Origin of the sequence: Pseudodesulfovibrio aespoeensis Aspo-2 (genome assembly GCF_000176915.2) — a bacterium.
In the GTDB taxonomy this organism is placed as follows: domain Bacteria; phylum Desulfobacterota; class Desulfovibrionia; order Desulfovibrionales; family Desulfovibrionaceae; genus Pseudodesulfovibrio; species Pseudodesulfovibrio aespoeensis.
This window is the reverse complement of record NC_014844.1, coordinates 1192749-1213038: the sequence shown is the minus strand read 5'-3', so window position 1 is coordinate 1213038 and position 20290 is coordinate 1192749. Positions and strand designations below refer to the sequence as shown.

At 63.0% G+C, this 20290-nt stretch carries 15 protein-coding genes; 5 read left to right on the top strand and 10 right to left on the bottom strand.

Annotated features, from left to right (window positions below):
- Nucleotides 1–3 precede the first annotated feature (3 nt).
- The 5 genes from nifJ to DAES_RS05320 all read right to left on the bottom strand — a co-directional run bounded on the left by nifJ (nucleotide 4) and on the right by DAES_RS05320 (nucleotide 9300).
- Nucleotides 4–3606: a pyruvate:ferredoxin (flavodoxin) oxidoreductase gene (gene nifJ, locus DAES_RS05340; protein ID WP_013514015.1), complete on the bottom strand. Its 3603-nt coding sequence runs from the start codon at nucleotides 3604–3606 to the stop codon at nucleotides 4–6.
- Between the two features lie 366 nt (nucleotides 3607–3972).
- On the bottom strand, nucleotides 3973–4566 hold the full coding sequence (locus DAES_RS05335) for a hypothetical protein (RefSeq protein ID WP_013514014.1): 594 nt from the start codon (nucleotides 4564–4566) through the stop codon (nucleotides 3973–3975).
- Nucleotides 4567–4694: 128 nt separating this feature from the next.
- Nucleotides 4695–4967 (bottom strand): HU family DNA-binding protein, encoded by a 273-nt coding sequence (locus DAES_RS05330; RefSeq protein ID WP_013514013.1) that lies wholly within the window; start codon nucleotides 4965–4967, stop codon nucleotides 4695–4697.
- Between the two features lie 230 nt (nucleotides 4968–5197).
- Entirely contained in the window at nucleotides 5198–6640 is a 1443-nt protein-coding gene (locus DAES_RS05325; RefSeq protein ID WP_013514012.1) for a sigma-54-dependent transcriptional regulator, read from the bottom strand.
- 20 nt (nucleotides 6641–6660) lie between these two features.
- Nucleotides 6661–9300, bottom strand: a complete 2640-nt coding sequence (locus DAES_RS05320) for a hybrid sensor histidine kinase/response regulator (protein WP_013514011.1) — start codon at nucleotides 9298–9300, stop codon at nucleotides 6661–6663.
- A gap of 216 nt (nucleotides 9301–9516) precedes the next feature.
- On the opposite strand from DAES_RS05320, the gene DAES_RS05315 reads away from it, so the two are divergent.
- The gene (locus DAES_RS05315; RefSeq protein WP_013514010.1) at nucleotides 9517–9954 is read left to right on the top strand and encodes a glycine zipper domain-containing protein; all 438 of its coding nucleotides are present in this window, start codon (nucleotides 9517–9519) and stop codon (nucleotides 9952–9954) included.
- A gap of 104 nt (nucleotides 9955–10058) precedes the next feature.
- Here the strand turns inward: DAES_RS05315 and DAES_RS05310 are convergent, their stop codons facing one another.
- The 3 genes from DAES_RS05310 to DAES_RS05300 form a co-directional block, all read right to left on the bottom strand.
- The gene (locus DAES_RS05310; RefSeq protein ID WP_013514009.1) at nucleotides 10059–10817 is read right to left on the bottom strand and encodes a septal ring lytic transglycosylase RlpA family protein; all 759 of its coding nucleotides are present in this window, start codon (nucleotides 10815–10817) and stop codon (nucleotides 10059–10061) included.
- Between the two features lie 214 nt (nucleotides 10818–11031).
- Entirely contained in the window at nucleotides 11032–12444 is a 1413-nt protein-coding gene (gene aspA, locus DAES_RS05305) for an aspartate ammonia-lyase (protein WP_013514008.1), read from the bottom strand.
- Between the two features lie 5 nt (nucleotides 12445–12449).
- The gene (locus DAES_RS05300) at nucleotides 12450–13679 is read right to left on the bottom strand and encodes an aromatic amino acid transport family protein (protein WP_013514007.1); all 1230 of its coding nucleotides are present in this window, start codon (nucleotides 13677–13679) and stop codon (nucleotides 12450–12452) included.
- Nucleotides 13680–13856: 177 nt separating this feature from the next.
- Between DAES_RS05300 and typA the strand changes: the two genes are divergently transcribed.
- Complete coding sequence (gene typA, locus DAES_RS05295; RefSeq protein ID WP_013514006.1) at nucleotides 13857–15695, top strand: translational GTPase TypA; 1839 nt, start codon at nucleotides 13857–13859, stop codon at nucleotides 15693–15695.
- Between the two features lie 154 nt (nucleotides 15696–15849).
- On the top strand, nucleotides 15850–16776 hold the full coding sequence (locus DAES_RS05290) for a 4Fe-4S binding protein (RefSeq protein ID WP_013514005.1): 927 nt from the start codon (nucleotides 15850–15852) through the stop codon (nucleotides 16774–16776).
- A 106-nt stretch (nucleotides 16777–16882) separates the two neighbouring features.
- On the opposite strand, the gene DAES_RS05285 is transcribed toward DAES_RS05290, so the two are convergent.
- Nucleotides 16883–17362, bottom strand: a complete 480-nt coding sequence (locus tag DAES_RS05285; RefSeq protein ID WP_013514004.1) for a hypothetical protein — start codon at nucleotides 17360–17362, stop codon at nucleotides 16883–16885.
- 210 nt (nucleotides 17363–17572) lie between these two features.
- On the opposite strand from DAES_RS05285, the gene DAES_RS05280 reads away from it, so the two are divergent.
- Together DAES_RS05280 and DAES_RS05275 are read left to right on the top strand one after the other, a co-directional pair.
- Nucleotides 17573–18871 carry a DUF401 family protein gene (locus DAES_RS05280; RefSeq protein ID WP_013514003.1) on the top strand — a complete coding sequence of 433 codons (1299 nt, stop codon included), beginning with the start codon at nucleotides 17573–17575 and terminating at the stop codon, nucleotides 18869–18871.
- 94 nt (nucleotides 18872–18965) lie between these two features.
- Nucleotides 18966–19346 carry a hypothetical protein gene (locus DAES_RS05275; protein WP_013514002.1) on the top strand — a complete coding sequence of 127 codons (381 nt, stop codon included), beginning with the start codon at nucleotides 18966–18968 and terminating at the stop codon, nucleotides 19344–19346.
- Between the two features lie 101 nt (nucleotides 19347–19447).
- On the opposite strand, the gene DAES_RS05270 is transcribed toward DAES_RS05275, so the two are convergent.
- Nucleotides 19448–20287: a DNA polymerase III subunit delta' gene (locus DAES_RS05270; RefSeq protein WP_013514001.1), complete on the bottom strand. Its 840-nt coding sequence runs from the start codon at nucleotides 20285–20287 to the stop codon at nucleotides 19448–19450.
- Nucleotides 20288–20290: the final 3 nt, after the last annotated feature.

The window sequence follows — 20290 nt, the reverse complement described above, 5'->3', positions numbered from 1 at the left end:
ACGCTATCTGCCGTCGTCACACGGCTCGCCAGAGCCGGGGCTTTCGGCGGACACACCCGCGTCGCACGCCGCCACATCGCCCTGTGCCTCGCCCGCTCCAGCCGCGCTGAAGTCGGTTTCGGCCAGATGGCTCAGAATGGCGTACCTCGTGGTATAATCCTTCTCTATTTTCGCCCGGAACGCCTTGGAGATTTCCGGATGGAACTTCTCCAGCATGGCGTAGCGGTTTTCACCGGAGAGGAACTCCTGGAGGGTTCCGTCAGGGGCCTTGGATTCGAGGGTGAAGGGGTTCTTGCCCTCGTCGGCCAGGGTGGGGTTGTAGCGGTAGAGCGGCCAGTAGCCGGAATCGACAGCCAGCTTCTGCTCGTACTGGGTCTTGCCCATGCCCTTCTTGATGCCCTGGTTGATGCACGGCGCGTAGGCGATGATCAGGGAGGGGCCCTTGTAGGCCTCGGCCTCGCGGAACGCCTTGAGCATCTGCTGCTTGTCCGCGCCCATGGCCACCTGGGCCACGTAGACGTAGCCGTAGGTCATGGCCATGCGGCCCAGGTCCTTCTTGCCCGTGGTCTTGCCCGCGGCCGCGAACTTGGCGATGGAGCCAAGCGGCGTGGCCTTGGACGACTGGCCGCCGGTGTTGGAGTACACCTCGGTGTCCATGACCAGGATGTTGACATCCTCGCCCGACGCCAGGACATGGTCCACGCCGCCGTAGCCGATGTCGTAGGCCCAGCCATCGCCGCCGAATATCCAAACCGATTTCTTGGTGAACAGGTCGCTCATGGTCGCGATCTCGGCCAGGGCCGGATCGGTCGCGCCTGTGAGCGCGGTCTTGAGCTTGCCGCCCCACTCAGCCGAGCCTTCGGCGTCGTCGCGGTTGGCCAGCCAGCCCGCCAGGGCGGTCTTCAACTCGCCCTGGGCTGATTCCAGGGCCGTGACCGCCAGCCGGGCCAGGTGATCGCGGCGGTGGGCCAGGGCCATGTCAATGCCGTAGCCGAACTCGGCGGCGTCCTCGAACAGGGAGTTGCCCCAGGCCGGGCCGTGGCCGTCCTGGTTGACGCAATACGGTGTGGTCGGCGCGCTCGCGCCCCAGATGGACGAGCAGCCCGTGGCGTTGGCGATGACCATGCGCTCGCCAAAGAGCTGGGTCAGCACCTTGACATACGGGGTCTCGCCGCAGCCCGAGCACGCGCCCGAGAACTCCATCAGCGACTGGCGGAACTGGCTGCCCTTGACCGTGTCGCGCTTGAAGGCGTCCTTGTAGGCAACGGCCTCGGAGAACTCGAAGTTGGGAACCTGCGCACCGGTCTGGGTGGCGATGGGCTGCATGACCAGGGCCTTGTCCTTGGACGGGCAGATGTCGGCGCAGTTGCCGCAGCCCAGGCAGTCGAGGACATTGACCTGGAGCCGGAAGCTGAGCCCCTTGACGTCCTTGCCCTTGGCTTCGAGGGTGGCGAACGAGGCGGGCGCGCCCTTGAGTTCGGCATCGTCGGCCAGCACCGCGCGCAGGGCGGAATGCGGACAGACAAAGGCGCACTGGTTGCACTGGATGCAGTTGTCCGCGATCCACTCGGGCACGTTGATGGCCACGCCGCGCTTCTCGAACTTCGAGGTCGCCACCGGCATGGTGCCATCCAGGCTGAAGGCCGAGACCGGCAGGGTGTCGCCCTGCTGGGCCAGCACCGGGCGCATGACCTTGGTCACGTATTCCGGCTCGTTGCGTTTGACCGGGGCGGCGTCGGCCAGGGTCTTCCACGCCGCAGGCACGTTGATCTCGACAATGGCGTCCACCGCGTTGTCCACGGCGGCGTTGTTCATATTGACGATCTTGTCGCCCTTCTTGCCGTAGGCCTTCTTGATGCCGTCCTTGAGCAGGGCCACGGCCTGGTCAAAGGGAATGACATCGGCCAGCTTGAAGAAGGCGGTCTGCATGATCATGTTGATGCGCCCGCCAAGGCCCGCCTGCTGCGCGATCTTGACCGCGTCCACGGTGTAGAACTTCAGCCCCTTCTGGGCGATGGTCCGGCGCATGGCCGCAGGCAGCTCGATCTCCATCTGCGCGGCGGTCCAGGGGCAGTTGAGGACAAAGGTGCCGCCCTCCTTGATGCCGTCGAGCACATCGTAAAGATGGACATAGCTCGGATTGTGGCAGGCGATGTAATCGGCTGCCGTGACCAGATAGGAGGACTGGATGGGCTTCTCGCCAAAGCGCAGGTGGGAGATGGTGATGCCGCCCGACTTCTTGGAATCATAGGCAAAGTATCCCTGGGCATAGAGGTTGGTGTTGTCGCCGATGATCTTGATGGCCTGCTTGTTGGCGCCCACGGTGCCGTCCGCGCCCAACCCCCAGAACTTGCACTGGACCGTGCCCTCGGGCGTGGTGTCGGCCACGGCGGGCACGGCCAGGGAGGTCTTGGTCACGTCGTCGGTGATGCCCACGGTGAAGTGGCGCACGGGCTCGGCAGCGGCCATGTTGGCGTACACGGCCTGAACCATGGCCGGGGTGAACTCCTTGGAACCCAGGCCGTAGCGGCCCGCCAGCACGGTTAGGTCCATGCCCTGCTCGCCGAACACGGTGCGCACGTCCTGGTAGAGCGGATCGCCAAGCGCCCCCGGCTCCTTGGTCCTGTCAAGCACGGCCACGGTCTTGGCCGACGCGGGCAGCACGGACAGGAAATGCTCGACCGAGAACGGGCGGTACAGCCGGACCTTGATCAGGCCCACCTTTTCGCCGCGCGCACACAGGGCGTTGACCGCCTCCTCGATGACCTCACAGGACGAGCCCATGGCGATGATGACGCGCTCGGCGTCAGGCGCGCCCACGTAGTCAAAGGGCTTGTAGCTGCGGCCAGTCAGGGCCGAGACCTTGGTCATGTACGCTTCCACGATGCCGGGAATCACGTCATAGCGGGCGTTGGAGGCCTCGCGGCCCTGGAAGTAGATGTCCGGGTTCTGGGCCGTGCCGCGGATGTCCGGATGCTCCGGGTTCATGGACCGGGCGCGGAAGGCGGCCACCTTGTCCATGTTCAGCAGCGGCTTCATGTCCGCGTAGTCGATGACCTCGACCTTCTGTATCTCGTGCGAGGTGCGAAACCCGTCGAAAAAGCTGAGGAAAGGCACTCCGGCTTCAACAGTGGCCAGATGGGCGACCAGGGAGAGGTCCATGACCTCCTGGACGCTGGCCGAGGCGAGCATGGCGAATCCGGTCTGGCGGCAGGCCATAACGTCCTGGTGGTCGCCGAAGATGGACAGGGCGTGGGCCGCGATGGCCCGGGCCGAGACATGAAAAACGCCGGGGAGAAGCTCTCCGGCGATCTTGTACATGTTCGGGATCATGAGCAAAAGTCCCTGTGACGCGGTGAAGGTGCAGGTCAGCGCGCCGCCGGCCAGGGCGCCGTGCACCGCGCCTGCCGCGCCCGCCTCGGACTGCAACTGACGGATGCGCACCTTCTGGCCGAAAATGTTCTCGCGGCCCTGGGCGGCCCACTCGTCCGCGATCTCGCCCATGGTGGACGAGGGGGTGATGGGATAAATGGCCGCCGTCTCGCTCATGGCATAGGCCACCCAGGCCGCAGCCGTGTTGCCGTCCATGGTCTTCATCTTGGACATTTCATCGTTCTCCTCTGAGGCTTTGTTATCTGACATGCTCCGCTGGTGCGGTCGCGTTCGGATCGATCAATCCGAAACTCCCTGCATCAACTTCCATGCCAAGATGGGTGATTCACCATTTGTTCAAACATAGCGAAATGTTGTAATAGGAAGACTGCGCGAGGACCAGAGCGGGGACGCCCCTGCGTCCGGAAAACCGGACAGGAGCCACACCCCCGGGATGAAAGAAAGATCGCGCCAAACGGGAGTATCTGGTCATTACTTGTACCACTTCGCAATAAAAACACAACAAAAGGATGAATCCGAAAAAACAGACTCATCCTTTTTTAGGGACACGCCGGGCAGTGAGAGGTTCCCGAGGCCGGGTCAGTTGCGGTATGACTCCACGTCATCAAACTTTTTGCGGACCTCGGCCAACCCGTCGCGGTAGGCCCCGGCATCGCCGAAGTCGAAGAAATGCTTGTAGCGGCTGTGGGGCACCACCGGCCTTGCGTGGCGTATCGGGCACCAGTACTGCTCGGTCCTGGCCGCCACCTCGCGTATAAAACTCATCAACCCGTTGAAGTAGCCGCAATAGACGCAGTTGCATTTCTCAAGCCAGTTGAGGTAGCCCAGGGCATACCGGTCAATGACCAAATACCGGCCACGCCTGACGCGCGGGATGCCGTACACCGGAAAGCAGACCAACTGGTAGACGCAGACCACCATATCCAGAAACACCGCCGGGATCAGCGCGGCCCAGATGACGGGAATGGTCAGTATCTTCAGGAAACCGGAGTCGTAGACGTAATCCAGAAACCGTGTGGCGAGTTCCCTGTGCCGCCGGTCCACCTCGTCGCTGAACCACGCTTTTTTTTCCTTGATGACGCCGCGCAGCTCGTCGTGCCTTCGCTCCAGTTCGGTGGAAAGTTCGTTTTCCAGCGTGCCAATCTTTTCGAGAATCTCGCTGATGCGGTTCATGACTATTCCTGGTGTTTGCGTTGATTTCCAATGCTGCAGGGCTACCACGCCCTTGACTGCAAGGCCAGGAAACAGAAAGAGCCCCCCTGCGCGTGCAGGGGGGCTCCTTCATCAGCAGCGTGACAAAACTACTTCACAGCTTCCTTCAGAACCTTGCCGGGCTTGAACTGAGCGACCTTGCAGGCCGGAATCTTGATTTCCTTGCCGGTGCGCGGGTTGCGACCGGTGCGGGCCTTCCTCTCGCTGACGCTGAAGGTGCCGAAGCCCGTCAGGGTCAGTTTGTTTCCAGCGGCCAGCTCGCCCTGAATGACATCGAGGATGGCATTCATGGACGCCTCGGCCTGGGCCTTGGAGGTGCCGTTCTTCTCAGCGATTTTGGCAACAAGTTCTGCTTTGGTCATCTGTGTCTCTCCTATTTGATGAAAATGGTTACCGTGCGTGGAACGCAAAAGTATTAGCCCTCCATACACACTTGACGAAATGAAAGGAAGCCCAAAAACGCCCGCCCGCAAAAAATAGTGCGGATAACCCGGCATAAAAGAGGTTCCCTCCGGCCAATGGCGCACAATGCGCCTCTTTTTTCCCCAGACCCCTGCCTGCATCCACCTGCGGGCAGCCCGGCCCGCTCGCATCACAGGGACAACCCATACTTCTTGAGCAACGAGTAGAGATGGGACCGCGAAAGCCCCGACACATTCAGGATCTGCGCCAGGTCTCCCGCGCTCTGACGGATCAGTTCGCCAAGATAGACCTTTTCCGCCGTACCCTTGAACTCGCGCAGCGAAGGCAGGGCCTGGTCAAAGATGTCCTCGAAAATCTCCTGTCCGATTTTTCGGACAGACACCCCGTCCACCAGGCCGGAACCGACGGTGACCACATGGGAGCCGGTCATGCGCTCGATCTGCGCCTTGGCCACCTCGATGCGCAGGGCGCGCGGCAGGTGCATGGCGTAGATGGTCCTTTCCTGGCCCGCCTCGATCACGGCCCTCTCCAGGATATTGAAGAGTTCCCTGACATTTCCCGGCCAGCTGTAGCTCTCCAGGGTGGTGAAGAAATTGGAGCCGAAATTCTTCTTCTCCATGCCGTAGTGCTCGCACAGCCGTATCACCTGAAACAGGGCCAGGGCGCGGATATCCTCGGGCCGCTGGGAGAGCGGCGGCAGATGGATGCGCATGGTCTTGATGCGAAAGAGCAGATCGGCCCTGAACTGTCCCTGTTCCACCATGGCGTCGAGGTCGCGGTTGGTGGCGGCCACGAGCCGGAAATCGCTGGTCTGCTCGCGAGTATCGCCCACCGGGCGGAAGGTGCGCTCCTGAAGCACGCGCAAGAACACTTTCTGGATGGACAGGGGCATCTCGCCCACCTCGTCCAGAAAAAGCGTCCCCTTGTCGGCCAGCTTGATCAGGCCGATGCGGTCAGCCTGGGCTCCGGTGAACGCCCCCTTGCGGTGGCCGAACAGGGTGGATTCCACCAGGGTCTCGGTCAGCCCGGCGCAGTCCACCACCACGAACTGGCCACCGTGCCTCCTGGAATTCTGATGGATGGTGGAAGCGAAAAGTTCCTTGCCCGTGCCGGTCTCGCCGGTGATGAGCACATTGGTGTCCGAGCGCGCGGCCTGGGCCATGAGCTTGAAGCTCGCCTTGATAGTCGGGCTGCCCCCCACCACCTCGCTGAGGTCGAGGGAATCACTCTCGGCCTTGCCCGCCTTCTCTTCGCGGTATTTGAGGGCGCGGCCCAGAGTCAGGGATATCTCGCGCACGCTCGACGGTTTGAGCAGATAATCCCACACGCCGCCCTCAATGGCCATCTCCGCGCCGTCCGGGTCGCCCCGGCCCGTGAGGATGATCACCTCTGGCGGATCGCTCAGTGCCATGAGCTGGGGCAGGATGTCCAGTCCGTTTCCATCGGGCAGGCTCACATCGAGGAAGACGACGTCATAGCTTCCGGCCTTGGCCAGGGCCATTCCCCGGCTCAGGGTCTGGGCCGTGTCGCAAACATGCGACAGCCTGCCTATGAGGCTCTCCAGAGTCTCGCAGACCTCGATGTCGTCGTCTATCACCAGGATATTGGTCATGTCCCTTCCACTATCTCAGATCATCCTGCCACAGCAAGGGCACTGGCGATGGCGGTTGCCAGATCATCCTTGTCGTATGGCTTGATAACCACCTGACGGATATTGGGCAAGTCCGAGGCCGCCATGGCGGCATCTTCACGCCCGGAAACCAGGATCACCGGCAGCAGCGGCACCAGATCGCCCACCCGCCGGGCCAGCTGGGTGCCGCTCAGGCCGGGCATGTCGTAATCGGTAATGAGCAGGTCAAAGGGGCACGGGGACATCCTGACCAAGGCCAGGGCCGACTCCGGGCTGCGCACCGGCGTCACCTGGTAGCCCATGACCTCAAGCAGGCGCGGGGTGGCATCGAGTTGGTCCTCGTCATCCTCCACAAAAAGGATGTGGCCGCCCTGCCGCGCCCGGTCGCTGGCCGGGGCCTGGCATTCGGCATCGGCCTCGTCGGCTCTGGGCAGATAGACCTCAAAGACCGTGCCGCCGCCGATTCTGGGCGAAACCTGCAGCCCGCCCTTGTGGCTCCTGACGATGCCATGGACCACGGCCAGTCCGAGCCCGGTGCCTTCGGTCTTGTCCTTGGTGGAGAAGAACGGGTCGAATATCTTGTCCACGATCTCCGGCGGGATGCCCGGTCCGTTGTCCTCAATGGTCAGACGCACATGCCAGCCGTGGTTCAGACCGATGACGCCAGCCTCGTCCTCGTCGAGAAGCACCTGCTCCACCCGCGCCTCAATGACCCCGCCCTGCTCGCGCAGGGCGTGGAAGGCGTTGGTGAACAGGTTCATGGCCACCTGATGCAGCTGGGTGGGGTCGGCCAGCACGCAGGAAAGAGACGGGGCCACAAGCGAGCGGACCGCGATGTTGCTGGGCATGGACGCCTCCAGAAATCCCAAGGCCTCGGACACCACCGCGCCAACGTCCGTGGACCGAAACCCCTCGGTGGAGGGGCGGCTGAAGGCGAGGATCTGCTTGACCACGCGACCTCCCCGCCGGGCGGCCTTGAGCACGCGCTCCAGGTCGCGCCGGGTCACGGAATCGGGCTCCACATCGCCCAGGGCCAACTCGGTAGAATTGATAATGGAAGTCAGGATATTGTTGAAATCATGCGCAATGCCGCCAGCCAGGGTGCCGATGGCCTCCATTTTCTGCGATTGCAGGAGCTGTTTTTCGAGGTTGTGCTCCTTGGTGATGTTCTCCGCCGTGCTGAGCAGGCCCACCACCCGGCCCGACTGGTCGCGGATGGGCACCTTGCTGATCTCAAGCCACCCCTGGTTGCCCGCCCCGTCTTCGAGCTTGCGGCGTACCTTGCGCACGGCCTCGGGGTCGCGCATGGCCTGCTGGTCCGCATTGAAGGCCCACGTGGCGTACTCGCTATCGACGATGACCTCGCGGGTGGTCTTGGAGACGACGAACGCGGAATCCTTGTACCCGAAGAATTCGGCAAAGGCCCGGTTGACGCCGAGATACCGCCCGTTCATGTCCTTCCACGCGAGCAACTGCGGCACGGTGTCCATGAGCGTTTCCTGGAAGGCGAGCTGGTCCTTGATCTTGCGCTCCACCTTGCGCCGCGCGAGCATGGCGAAGATCAGGAACACCGTCACCACCAGCAGCAGCGCGAAGCTGACCATGATGGTCCAGAACAGCTCCTTGGGCAGTTCGTAGAAGGCCTTGGGCGCATTGATGATGCGGCTGCCCTCCGGAAGCATGTCCTCGGTCAGGTTCAGCCGGTCCATTACGTTGTAATCAAAGACAAAGTCTCCGGCATATTCGTGATCAACGGGAATGTCGTCGACAGACTTGCCGCCGAGGATTTCAAGGACCATGCCCGCCGCTGCCTGGCCGTGCTGATAGCCCGAAAGGACGCGCCCTCCCACCGCGCCGTGGCCGATGAGAAATTCCCACGCCGTGTAGATGGGCACGCTCGAATTGGCGTAGATGGCCGCCATCACCTCCTCGGCTGTGTAGAAATTATTCCCCATGGTCTGATAGTAGGGGATGAAGAAGAGGAAGGTGTCGGGCGGAAGCCGCCTGACCCTTTCGAGCACGTCGGGCAGCGAGAGGTGGGTCCAGTAGTCCACCACCAGCTGTGGCTCGTACCGGGGCACGGCGTCCTCGATCTGACGCTTGATGGCGAGCCCGGCTGTGGACGCATCGCCCACCACGACCATGTGTCTCTTGTCCGGGTGGAGCCTGCGGGCCACGTCCAGGGTCAGGGAGAGGTCGAAATTCTCCACCACGCCGGTCAGGTTGCCCACTTCGAGGTCGCGGGGGGTCAGCGCGTTGACCCCGCAGAAGACCAGGGGGACGCCGGGAAAAAGCTCTTCGCGGTAATAGGTCGCGAAATTGAAGGCATCGTTGTCCGAGACCAGCACCACATCAAACCGCTCGCCCCGGAATTTCTCCATGTACAAATGCAGGAGCATGCCGGTGACATCCTCGTACCGGTACTTCTTGATGTCCATGTATTCGATCTGAAGGTCGATCTTGTACGGCCCGGCCTCAAGCACAGAGCGCACGCCATCGAAAATGTCGTCCGACCACTTGTAGCCCCGGTGGTACGAATTGAGATAGAGGACGTTCTTCTTGGCCATCTCGGCCTGCCCCGCAGCGGGCGTCAGGCAGAAGATGGCAAAGAGAAAAAATATTATATATCGAGCTTTTAGCATCGTTTTTCCTCAATCCTGATTTCGGCGTCAGTGTCCGACGGGCGCATCGGCGCGGGCCGGTTCGCGTCCTGCAAAAGGCGGGCCTGAAATCTGCGCAGAGGCATGACAAGAGCATGCGCCCGTGATAGCCTCCCAAAAAACGGCCCACCCCATTCTGTACAAAGAGTACCGAATGTGGCTATCATAAGACCAACCCAAAACAAAGGAAGGTACCCAATGAAACATACCGCTGTCATCACCCTTCTCGTCTGCTTTCTGGTCGCCGGCTTCGGCTGCGCCAACAAGGCCCAGCAGGGAGCCACGGTCGGTGGCCTCGCCGGTGCCACCATCGGCGCCCTGACCTTCAAGGACAAGCTGCTCGGCGCGGCTGTCGGCGCGGGCGTCGGCACCCTGATGGGCTACATCGTCGGCAACGAGTGGGACAAGCACGACGAGGCCCAGGTCCAGCGGACCCTGGAAACCAACAGGAGCGGCCAGCCCTCCAGCTGGACCAACCCTGACACCGGCAGCACCTACTCGGCCACGCCCAAGGAGCCTTACATGGCCGAGAACCGCGTCTACCGCGATGTGGTCATCAAGGACGAAAAGACCGGCGAGTCCATCATGGCCAAGGCCTGGCGGGACGACAAGGGCGTCTGGCACCTCAAGCAGTAGCCCACCCGCAGCGGCCAACCGGTTCGCAACGTGAAATAACCCCGCGCACGATGGCTCGTGCGCGGGGTTCTTCGTACCTGACGGTCCATCGGCCTCAGTCAGGCTCAACTGGCAATGTAGCTGGCCGGAAAGCTCGGCTTGAGCCGGGCCAGCACCTGCTCGGCCTTGTCGCGGCTGACAAAGCTCCCGGCCTGGACCACATGCAGGGTCATGCCGTTGCTCTCCACCGTACTCACCCGCGCCTCGCCGTAGCCACTGGCCACCAGCTGGTCGTAGACACGGACCGCGTTGGAGCGGATGGCAAAGGCACCCACGCGCACATGGTAGTACTTGATGGCCGAAGTGGCATAGCGCGTCGGCTCGACCGGCGGCGAATCCAGGGCCGTGACGCGCACCCGGACCACGCCGCGCTCCACCGAGCCTACCTGCCGCGCCGCCCCGTGGGAAAGATCGATGATCCGCCCGCGCACGAACGGCCCACGGTCATTGATGACCAGGGTCACGTTGCGCCCGTTCTCAAGATTGGTCACGCGCACCCTGGTGCCAAGGGGCAACGTCTTGTGCGCAGCCGAGATGCCGTGCATGTTATATATCTGTCCGTTGGCGGTCTTCTTGCCGTGAAAATCCTCGCCGTACCATGAGGCGTCGCCCACCTCGTCGTAGCCCTGGGCCGATGTCAGCGGGTAATAGGTCTGCCCAAGGACCGTATAGGGGTTCGTCTTGGGATCGTGGGTGACTGGTCCCGGCGTGTCGCGGCTGCTCGGCGGCGTGGAATAGATGTGGCTTGGGAAAGGGTTGAGCGAGGCACACCCGGCCACGGCCAGCAGAACCAGACCGACCGACAGTGCTCTGATGCAGCGCATGTCTCCTCCACAGATGAAAATTCCGGGCGAGATGCCCGGAAACAGTCTCGACAATGTCTAGAGCATTACGCCAGATCGGGCCGGAATGCAAGCGGGCCAAAGAGCCACGGCGTTTCGAGCCTGATTGACTCGTTCCATGCTCTCCATTTGAAGGGCCGCAACAGTGGGCACTGATACCCAGCAAAGGGACACAGCTCCTGGCAGGGGTCAAGGGTCACTTGCGGGGCATGTACCTGGGCCTGACCATGTTCTCCGGCTTGAGGATGTCCTCAAGCTCGTCCCGGCTCAGATACCCCTTCTGGAGCACGATGTCGTAGACCGAGCCGCCAGTGCGCATGGCCTCCTTGGCGATCTCGGCTGATTTCTCGTAGCCGATGTGCGGGTTGAGGGCCGTGACCAGCCCGATGGAATTCTCCACCAGCTCCCGGCACCGCTCGCGGTTGGCCGTGATGCCGGACACGCATTTGTCGGCCAGGGTCAGACAGGCGCGCCTGAGCATGTTGATGGTCTGGAACAGGGAAAAGGCGATGACCGGCTCCATGACGTTGAGTTCGAGCTGTCCGGCCTCGCTGGCCATGGACACCGTGACATCATGGCCGATGACCGCAAATGCCACCTGATTGACCACCTCCGGAATGACCGGGTTGACCTTGCCCGGCATGATGGACGAGCCGGGCTGCATGGCCGGCAGGTTGATCTCGTTCAGCCCGCACCTGGGGCCGCTGGAGAGCAGGCGCAGGTCGTTGCATATCTTGGAGAGCTTGACCGCCACCCGCTTGAGCACGCCCGAGAGCTGGACATAGACTCCGGTGTCCTGGGTGGCCTCCACCAGATCGGGCGACGAGACGAGCTTGAGGGTGGTGATCTCCACCAGCTTCTCGGTCACGGTGCGGGTGTAGTCGGGATGGGCGTTGAGGCTGGTGCCGATGGCCGTGGCCCCCATGTTGATCTCGTAGACCAGGTCCTCGGCCTCGTCCACGCGCTGCACGTCCTCGCCGATGGTCACCGACCAGGCCGTGAACTCCTGGCCCAGAGTCATGGGCACCGCGTCCTGAAGCTGGGTGCGCCCCATCTTGATCACGTCCGCGAATTCCTCGCCCTTGCGCCGAAACGCCTTGCGCAGATGCTCCATGGCCTCGATCAGCTCGCGCAGGTCAAAGATCAGGGCGATGTTGAGGGCCGAGGGATACACGTCGTTGGTGGACTGGGACATGTTCACGTCGTTGAGCGGATGCAGGAACTCGTACTGACCGCGCTCGTGGCCCAGCAGCTCCAGGGCGCGGTTGCAGATGACCTCGTTGGCGTTCATGTTGGCCGAGGTGCCGGCCCCGCCCTGCACCACGTCCACCACGAACTGGTCGTGCAGCAGGCCCGAGACCATCTCCTCGCAGGCGCGTCCGATGGCCCGGCTCTTGCGCTCGTCGAGCAGCCCCAGGGAGGCATTGGCCATGGCCGCGGCGTGCTTGACGTGGGCCAGGGCGGTGATGAACCGGGGATAGTGGGCCATGGTGATGCCCGTGATGTGAAAGTTGTCCCTGGCCCGCAGGGTCTGGATGCCGTAGTAGGCCTCTGCCGGGACCGGCATCTCGCCCAGGCTGTCGTGCTCCAGTCTGAATCCGCTGGTCATGGGGTTCACCTTCCCTGACGGGCGTTCCAGTACTCGACATCCGGCGTGATGTGGACAAGGCCCGTCATCTGCGCGATCTCCACCAGCAGGACCACGGAGAAGAAGCAGACAATGCCCCATCCGGCCAGCCGCCTGCGCGATCCCGGTTCGCCCTGTCTGATGAGCAGCAGTCCAGGCAGGATGCCGAACAGGCTGCCCACGCCGATGCCGCCCACCACATTCAGGGCGTCGATGAAAATATTGGGATACAGCGCGCCGACAAGCAGGGGCGGCACAAAGGCCGTCAGCCAGACAACCAGCCGGTTGCGGCCCATGCGCCCGCCCACGTCGCGCAGGAAGCTGAGCATGGCCACGCCGGTGGCCATATAGGCTGTGGTCATGGCCACCACGGCAAAGGCCACGGAAACATCGAGAAATAACCTCGAGGTGATCAGTCGGCTCAGGGGTACGGTGGCCGGTTCGTTCAACTTGAAGGCCGAGATGATATCCACGCCGTTGGCCGACTCCATGGGCAGGGTCAGCATGGCGGCCACGGTCCAGATCAGGGTCATGGTCAGGCCCAGGCCGGAGCCGAACCAGATGGCCCGGGTGATGGCCTGGCGGTCGTGGTCGAGCACCCGGCACAGGGTCGGGATGACGTTGTGGAAGTTGAAGGCCACCACCAGGATGGGCAGGGCCGAGGTGAAAAAGACGAGATCGACCCCGCGCGCGCCGTGGCCCTCAAAATGCGGCACCACCATGACCACCAGCACGGCGAAAAGCCCCCACATGATGGTCATGAACACGGTCGCGCCCTTGCGCAGGACCACATCGCCGAACGAGGCAAAGAGCGTGGCGATGCAGAAATAGCCCGCCAGGGCAACCCAACTGGGCACGGCAAGCCCCAGCGACTCCACCAGCACCGAGGCGACCCCGGCCAGATAGGCCGTGAGCAGCCCGTAGAAGATGACGAGGTTGGCGGCCACGCTGACCCACTTGCCCACCGGGCCGAGCACCACCTCGAAGAAGGTGGGCAGATCCGCGTCCCTGTTCTGGGCGAGAAAGGGTTGGCGCGCGATGATCAGCCCGGTGCAGGTCATGAGCGCCCACACGCCAAGGGCACCCAGCACTGCCGGAAAAAGCCCCGCCGGACCAAGATCGACGGGCAGGGCCAGGATGCCAGCGCCGAGCATGTTGCCGGTGACGATGAGCGAGGTGGTAATGACTTTGCCGGTGGAGGGGGAGCTTTGAGCCATGCGGATCTCCGTGTGAGGTGGCAGAATCGGGACGCGCCCAAGCTATCGCATTTTTCTTCGGAATCAAAAGGATTTCTTGCCCGACACGCATTCTCCGCTTGCCAGCCCTCACGGTTTCGGCTAACCGCTTGCCTGCGCACATGCGCCCATTACTATATACTGGATACCGGAGTCACAATGAGCACCAGAATCATCAACGAAAAAATTCGCAATATCGCAATCATCGCCCACGTCGACCATGGCAAGACCACCCTGGTGGACGCCCTGTTCAAACAGTCCGGCCTGTTCCGCGAAGGCCAGAACGTGGACGACCGCATCATGGACTCCATGGACCTTGAACGCGAACGCGGCATCACCATCTCCGCCAAGAACTGTTCGGTCACCTGGAAGGGCGTCAAGATCAACATCATCGACACCCCCGGCCACGCCGACTTCGGCGGCGAGGTGGAGCGCTCCCTGTCCATGGCCGATGGCGCCATCCTGCTGGTGGACGCCTCCGAAGGCCCGCTCCCCCAGACCCGCTTCGTGCTCAAGAAGGCGCTTGAGCAGCGGCTGGCCCTCATGGTCGTGGTCAACAAGGTGGACCGGCAGGACGCCCGCCCCGCCGAGGTGCTCGACGAAATCTACGACCTGTTCATCGACCTGGACGCCCGCGAGGATCAGGTGGACTTCCCCCTGCTCTACGCCATTGGCCGCGACGGCATTGCCATGAAGACGGCCGAGGAGCGCGGCGAAAACCTGCACATCCTGCTCGACATGATCATCGACAAGGTGCCCGGCCCGGTGCATGACCCCGAAGAGCCCTTCCAGATGCTCGTGTCCGACCTCTCCTACTCCGACTACGTGGGCCGTCTGGCCATCGGCAAGGTCCACCACGGCAAGGTCCGCTCCAACGACGCCCTGGTCTGCCTGCCCAAGGACGGCAAGCCCATTTCCCTCAAGCTGACCAAGCTCCAGACCTACGACGGCCTCAAGGTGGTCTCCACCGAGACCTGCATACCGGGCGACATCGTGGTCATCGCTGGCATCGAGGATGTGCACATCGGCGACACCATCTGCACCAAGGAAAGCCCCAAGGCCCTGCCGCGCATCACCGTGGACGAACCCACCGTGTCCATGAAGTTCGGCATCAACACCTCGCCCCTGGCAGGCACCGAGGGCAAGCTGGTCCAGGCGGGCAAGATCCGCGACCGGCTGTTCAAGGAGACCCTGCTCAACGTCGCCATTCAGGTGGAGATGACCGACACCCGCGAGGCGTTCATCGTCAAAGGGCGCGGCGAGTTCCAGATGGCGATCCTCGTGGAGCAGATGCGCCGCGAGGGCTTCGAGCTTTCCGTGGGCCGCCCCGAAGTCATCTACAAGCATACGGACGGCGTCAAACTCGAACCCATCGAGCACCTCTATGTGGACTGCGACGAGGCCTTCATGGGCATCGTCACCGAGAAACTCTCGGCCCGCAAGGCGCGCATGACCAACATGGTCAACCACGGCACGGGCCGCGTGCGCCTCGAATTCTCGGTCCCGTCGCGCTCGCTCATCGGCTACCGCGACGAGTTCCTGACCGACACCAAGGGCACCGGCATCATGAACTCCTACCTTGAGGGCTACGGCGAGTACCGGGGCGACTTCGCCACGCGCTACACCGGCTCCCTGGTGGCCGACCGCTCGGGCAAGGGCGTGGCCTACGGCCTGTTCAACCTGGAGCCGCGGGGCCGCATTTTCATCCTGCCCGGCGAGCCCATCTACGAGGGCATGATCATCGGCGAGCACAACCGGGAAAACGACATCAACGTCAACCCGGCCAAAGAGAAGAAGCTGACCAACATGCGCGCCTCGGGCAAGGACGAGGCCGTCACCCTCACCCCGGTCAAGACCATGACCCTGGAATACGCCCTGAACTTCATCAAGGACGACGAACTGGTGGAGGTCACCCCCAAATCCATCCGACTGCGCAAGCAGCAGCTCTCGGCCCTGGTCCGCCACCGCGAGGATGGCAAGAAGAAAAAGACCGACTAGACCGAGCCCGAAAGAAAACACAGGGGAAGTCCGCAAACCGGGCTTCCCCTTTTTCGTTGCCCTGAAGCGTGATGCGCAGGACCATTGACTTTATCCTCCCCAAGGGTACACTTTGGCACCAAAGTCTCACCCAAAAAAAACACGGCGGACCACCATGCGCATACCCTTCATAAAACAGTCCACCATCAACTACCGCCGTATGGCCCGCCAGCAGGGCATGCCCTTCATCGACTGGCTGCACGGCTATCTCTATGGCCGCTTCGCCTACCAGTATATCGGCATGGCGGGCGACAAAAAACCGTGGTGGCGATACCTCATGGCCCCGCTGGTCCTGCTGCTCGACCGCCACTCCCCTTTCCAGCCCACGGACCAAAGCCGGACCGGCGACCCCGGTCAAGAAAAGCCCACCTTTGCCGACACCTACCACGGCAAGGCCCTGCCCCTGGCCGAGGCGACCAAACTGATCCGGCTCGACCGGGCGGTCAACACCTCGGTCTCCGAGCAGGTGCTGCCCTACACCCGCGCCCGCGAGATTGTGCTCAACAACCCCGAAAAAATCGTCCTGCTCGACTGTCCGTGCCGGGCGGGCATGAAGAACCCCTGCACGCCCATTGATGTCTGCCTGCTGGTGGGCGAGCCGTTCTGCTCCTTCATGCTCGAACACCACCCGGACAAGACGCGCGAGATCGACACGGACGAGGCCGTACGCATCCTCAAGGCCGAGAACGCGCGCGGCCATGTGGCCCACGCCTTTTTCAAGGATGTCATGCTCGGCCGGTTCTACGCCATCTGCAACTGTTGCTCCTGCTGCTGCGGGGCCATGAAGGCCCAGCGCATGGGCGTGCAAATGCTCTGCTCGTCCGGCTACCTGGCCGAGGTGGACCAGGAGACGTGCGTGGGCTGCGGCCTGTGCGCCGAAAAGTGCCAGTTCAAGGCCATCGGCTTTCGGGGCGGCATGGCCTTTATCCGCGCCAAGCGGTGCATGGGCTGCGGCGTGTGCGTGGAGGCCTGCTCCAAGGACGCCCTCTCCCTGCGGCTGGCCCCGGAAAAGGGCGAGCCTCTGCGGGTGGACGCCCTCTAAACCACCCGCTGCGCAAATCAGAAAGGATCAGGGCCGACGCATGATACCCATGCGTCGGCCCTGATTCTTTCTGGCACCCGCAGATGCGCCCCGCGTGCAACTTGAGTCAGGCGTTGCCCTTGGGCGTGTCGTCTTCCGAATCCCTGGTCGCCTTGGCCACGCGGGCCATCTGGGCGCGGATGTAGTTGGCCGCCACATCGCCCAGGTCCGAGTCAGCCGCCTTGAGGCCATGCTCGCGCAGGTCGGCGTCGATCTGTTTTTCCATGCGCGCCGATTCGAGGAACATGATGTAGGCCAGGACCAGGGCGGCGTTGTTGTCCGCGCTGCCGTCACAGAGCAGCTCGATGTTGCGGGCGTCCACGGTTTCGAGCAGACGGTCCACGAACAGGGTGATCCACTTTTCGTACAGGTCGTGCATCAGCGGCGGGATCAGATCGGCCACGGTCTCGGCTGCGTTTCCCGCCGTGCCAGTGACGGACATGAATTCGGCCAGGGCCTCGGAGCGTCTGGCCTCGTCCTGCTCCTCGACCTTGCTGATGATGACGGAAAAGATGTGCGTTTTTAGTTGCTTGGGGGTCATGGACATGAGCTGTCGTCTCCCGAGTGGTTTGCCGTGAACACGCGCCGGGCTGGCGCTGACGAGTTTAGCCCAATGCGAGCATTCCGGCAAGCGCCCCCTGGGCCTTGGAGCAAAGGGGTCAGGCGGGCAGAACCGGGAATTCGCCGTTTTCATTCGGGCCGAATGGGAGTAGGACCATCCGTGGGTGTATGCAAACCGTTTCGGAGGACTCTCACCGTGGAACCCCTGCTCGTCAAATTCGCGCCCTTCCTCAAGATTCTGTTCGCCTTTGCCGTCATGCTCGCAGGCATGCGCTTCAAGGTTGGCGTTGGCCTGTCCATCATGACCGGGGGCGTGATCCTCGGCCTGCTCTTTGGCATGGCCCCGCTGCCCATTGCCCAGACCGGTGTCCTGGCCCTGGCCCAGGAGAGCTTTCTTTTCCTGGCCGCCATCGTCGGACTGATCCTTCTGCTTTCCGATGCCATGGAGCGCTCCGGGCAGTCGAGCCGACTCATGGGGTCTCTGTCCGGCTACCTGACAAGCCCCCGGCTCAGGCTAATCTTCTTCCCGGCCCTGATCGGGCTGCTGCCCATGCCCGGCGGGGCGGTCTTCTCCGCGCCCATGGTCAAGACCGTGTCCGAGAACATGTCCATCAGAAACAGCGACCGGGCCATGCTCAACTACTGGTTCCGCCATGTCTGGGAAATGTGCTGGCCGCTGTATCCGGGTATCATCCTGACCGTGGCCCTGGCCGACATCCCCATCATCGACCTCATCTCCAAGACCTGGCCGGGCACCCCGCTCATGCTGCTGACGGGCTGGTTCTTCTTCCTGCGCCCCGGCGTGCTGGATGCCAAGGACATCGCCGTGACCGGGCTGTCTGTCAGCCGCAGCAAGGGCGCGGTCCTGCGCGAGGGGCTGCCCCTGATCATCGCCATCTGCGGAGCCATCGGCCTTGAAAGCGCCATCTCGGTCTTTGCGCCCTCCATCGCCTTCGAGTGGGGCGTACTCGCCGCCCTGGCCGCCAGCGTGGTCTGCGTCATGATCCAGAACACCCAGCTCGGATTGCCCTTCCTGCGGCAGGTGCTGACCAAGAAGTCGCTGTGGTCCATGCTCTTCGTGGTCATCTCCATCTTCGTCTTCAAGGACATCATGCAGGCCAGCGGCGTGGTGGACGAGATGTCGCGCGTGGCGGGCGGCAAGGCGGCGCTCATCGCCTCGGCCACTTTCCTGCCCTTTCTGGTGGGCATGGTGGCCGGGATCAACGTGGCCTTTGTCGGGGCGACCTTCCCCCTGCTCCTTGGCGTGCTGAACACCCTGGGCATGCAGGACCAGACCATCCCCTATCTCGTCCTGGCCACCTTTTTCGGATTCACCGGGGTCATGGTCTCGCCCATCCACATCTGCTTCGTGCTCACCTGCCAATACTTCAACTGCGAGCTGGGCACCACCTGGCGGAAGATTTTCTGGCCGTCCCTGATCTTCCTGCTCTCAGGTGTTGGCGTGTTCTGGTTCTGGCTGTCGGTGCTGGATTGACACAAAGTCGAAACCCCTTGAAAGGGGCGATATTTTTTTGTAGACAACTCGTTCCCGCACAGACGTTCACATCAGCACACAGGGGGAACCGGCCATGGGTCATTACCAGGATATCTTCACCCAGGAGAAACTCGCGGACCTTTTTCCCGCAGACCGCACCGAGCAGTTCTTCGAGGCGTTGTTCGGCGATGCCGAGGAAGGAAGCTACGATATCGAGCTGGGCTACTCCGGCGGCTGCGACACCAAGCTGCACTTCGAGCTTCGGCTCATGCAGCGTCCAGGCAAATGTCTGGCCTGCAACCTGACCTACGGCCTGCCCCAGGTCTTCTCGCGCCATCCGGTGATCAACGTGCCCGGCATCGCCGAGGCCGTGGCCCAGGCCACCGGCAGCGGGACCGCCTCCTGGAAGCTCGGCTCCACCAGGGAGGTCTCGGCCACCCTGCACGTCATCCCCCTGCTCATCGAAGTGGCCTGAGCCGCACCTGTCCCACGAACGCACCAAGGGCGCTTCATGCCGAAGCGCCCTTGTTTTTTCCAGTGGCCGCACAGGCCATGGCAATATGGAGGCAAACGCCTCTAAATCATGCGCGTGGCCACCCAGTCGAGGACCATGGCCGGGTTGACCGGGACCTGGGTGTTCAGGGCGTCCTGGGCCTGATCGAGGGCCAGACCGATGCGGCGCAGGCCGCGCAGGTCGTAGGAGCGGGCAAGGCTGGCCGAGAGCGGCGTGGCGCAGGAGCCGGAGAGGGCCTCGCGCAATTCGCGCTGCATGCCCAGCACCACCTGCATGGCCAGATGCTTGTCCACCGCGCCCTTGGACGAGGTGCGCTCGAACCATCCCCGGCCCGACTGCCAGAACCCGACCAGGGCCGTGGTCCACTCGGCAATGGCCGGCTCGTTCTCGCGGATGTCGGGCCAGGCCAGGGTGACCACCCACGACCGCGAGACCAGGGTTTCGAGCAGCCGCTCGCGCTGCGGCGCGGCCAGAACAAAGACGTTGCCGGGCCTCGGCTCCTCCAGAGACTTGAGCAGCGCGTTGGCCGCCTCGGTCATGAACATCTGGGCCTCGGCAAAGATGGTCACCCGATGGCCGTCTCCATGGGGCGGCTGGCCCCAGGTGGACCGCTGCTCGCGCACGGACTCCACCTTGATCAACCCCTCGCGGCCATCGTAGAAGAGCAGGTCGTTGAAGGCGAGGTCGCCGATCTGCCTGCACGCCGGACACTGGCCGCACGGGACTGAACCGGTCACGCAGTTGAGGCGCATGGCCCAGTACAGGGCGAGGGCGACGCGGCTGTCCGCGTCGCCGCCCTCGATGACCATGGATTGCGGAGGGTCTGCCGCGATGGCGTTGAGCCGCCTGACTGCATGTTCCTGCCCGACGAGGGCGGCCAGCGGGTCGGCGTTGGGAATCATCGC

What these genes read in the sequence shown, in the direction of transcription:
- nifJ (WP_013514015.1), bottom strand. Translation starts at nt 3,606, where the DNA reads ATGTCCAAGATGAAGACCATGGACGGCAACACGGCTGCGGCCTGGGTG.
- DAES_RS05335 (WP_013514014.1), bottom strand. Translation starts at nt 4,566, where the DNA reads ATGAACCGCATCAGCGAGATTCTCGAAAAGATTGGCACGCTGGAAAAC.
- DAES_RS05330 (WP_013514013.1), bottom strand. Translation starts at nt 4,967, where the DNA reads ATGACCAAAGCAGAACTTGTTGCCAAAATCGCTGAGAAGAACGGCACC.
- DAES_RS05325 (WP_013514012.1), bottom strand. Translation starts at nt 6,640, where the DNA reads ATGACCAATATCCTGGTGATAGACGACGACATCGAGGTCTGCGAGACT.
- DAES_RS05320 (WP_013514011.1), bottom strand. Translation starts at nt 9,300, where the DNA reads ATGCTAAAAGCTCGATATATAATATTTTTTCTCTTTGCCATCTTCTGC.
- DAES_RS05315 (WP_013514010.1), top strand. Translation starts at nt 9,517, where the DNA reads ATGAAACATACCGCTGTCATCACCCTTCTCGTCTGCTTTCTGGTCGCC.
- DAES_RS05310 (WP_013514009.1), bottom strand. Translation starts at nt 10,817, where the DNA reads ATGCGCTGCATCAGAGCACTGTCGGTCGGTCTGGTTCTGCTGGCCGTG.
- aspA (WP_013514008.1), bottom strand. Translation starts at nt 12,444, where the DNA reads ATGACCAGCGGATTCAGACTGGAGCACGACAGCCTGGGCGAGATGCCG.
- DAES_RS05300 (WP_013514007.1), bottom strand. Translation starts at nt 13,679, where the DNA reads ATGGCTCAAAGCTCCCCCTCCACCGGCAAAGTCATTACCACCTCGCTC.
- typA (WP_013514006.1), top strand. Translation starts at nt 13,857, where the DNA reads ATGAGCACCAGAATCATCAACGAAAAAATTCGCAATATCGCAATCATC.
- DAES_RS05290 (WP_013514005.1), top strand. Translation starts at nt 15,850, where the DNA reads ATGCGCATACCCTTCATAAAACAGTCCACCATCAACTACCGCCGTATG.
- DAES_RS05285 (WP_013514004.1), bottom strand. Translation starts at nt 17,362, where the DNA reads ATGTCCATGACCCCCAAGCAACTAAAAACGCACATCTTTTCCGTCATC.
- DAES_RS05275 (WP_013514002.1), top strand. Translation starts at nt 18,966, where the DNA reads ATGGGTCATTACCAGGATATCTTCACCCAGGAGAAACTCGCGGACCTT.
- DAES_RS05270 (WP_013514001.1), bottom strand. Translation starts at nt 20,287, where the DNA reads ATGATTCCCAACGCCGACCCGCTGGCCGCCCTCGTCGGGCAGGAACAT.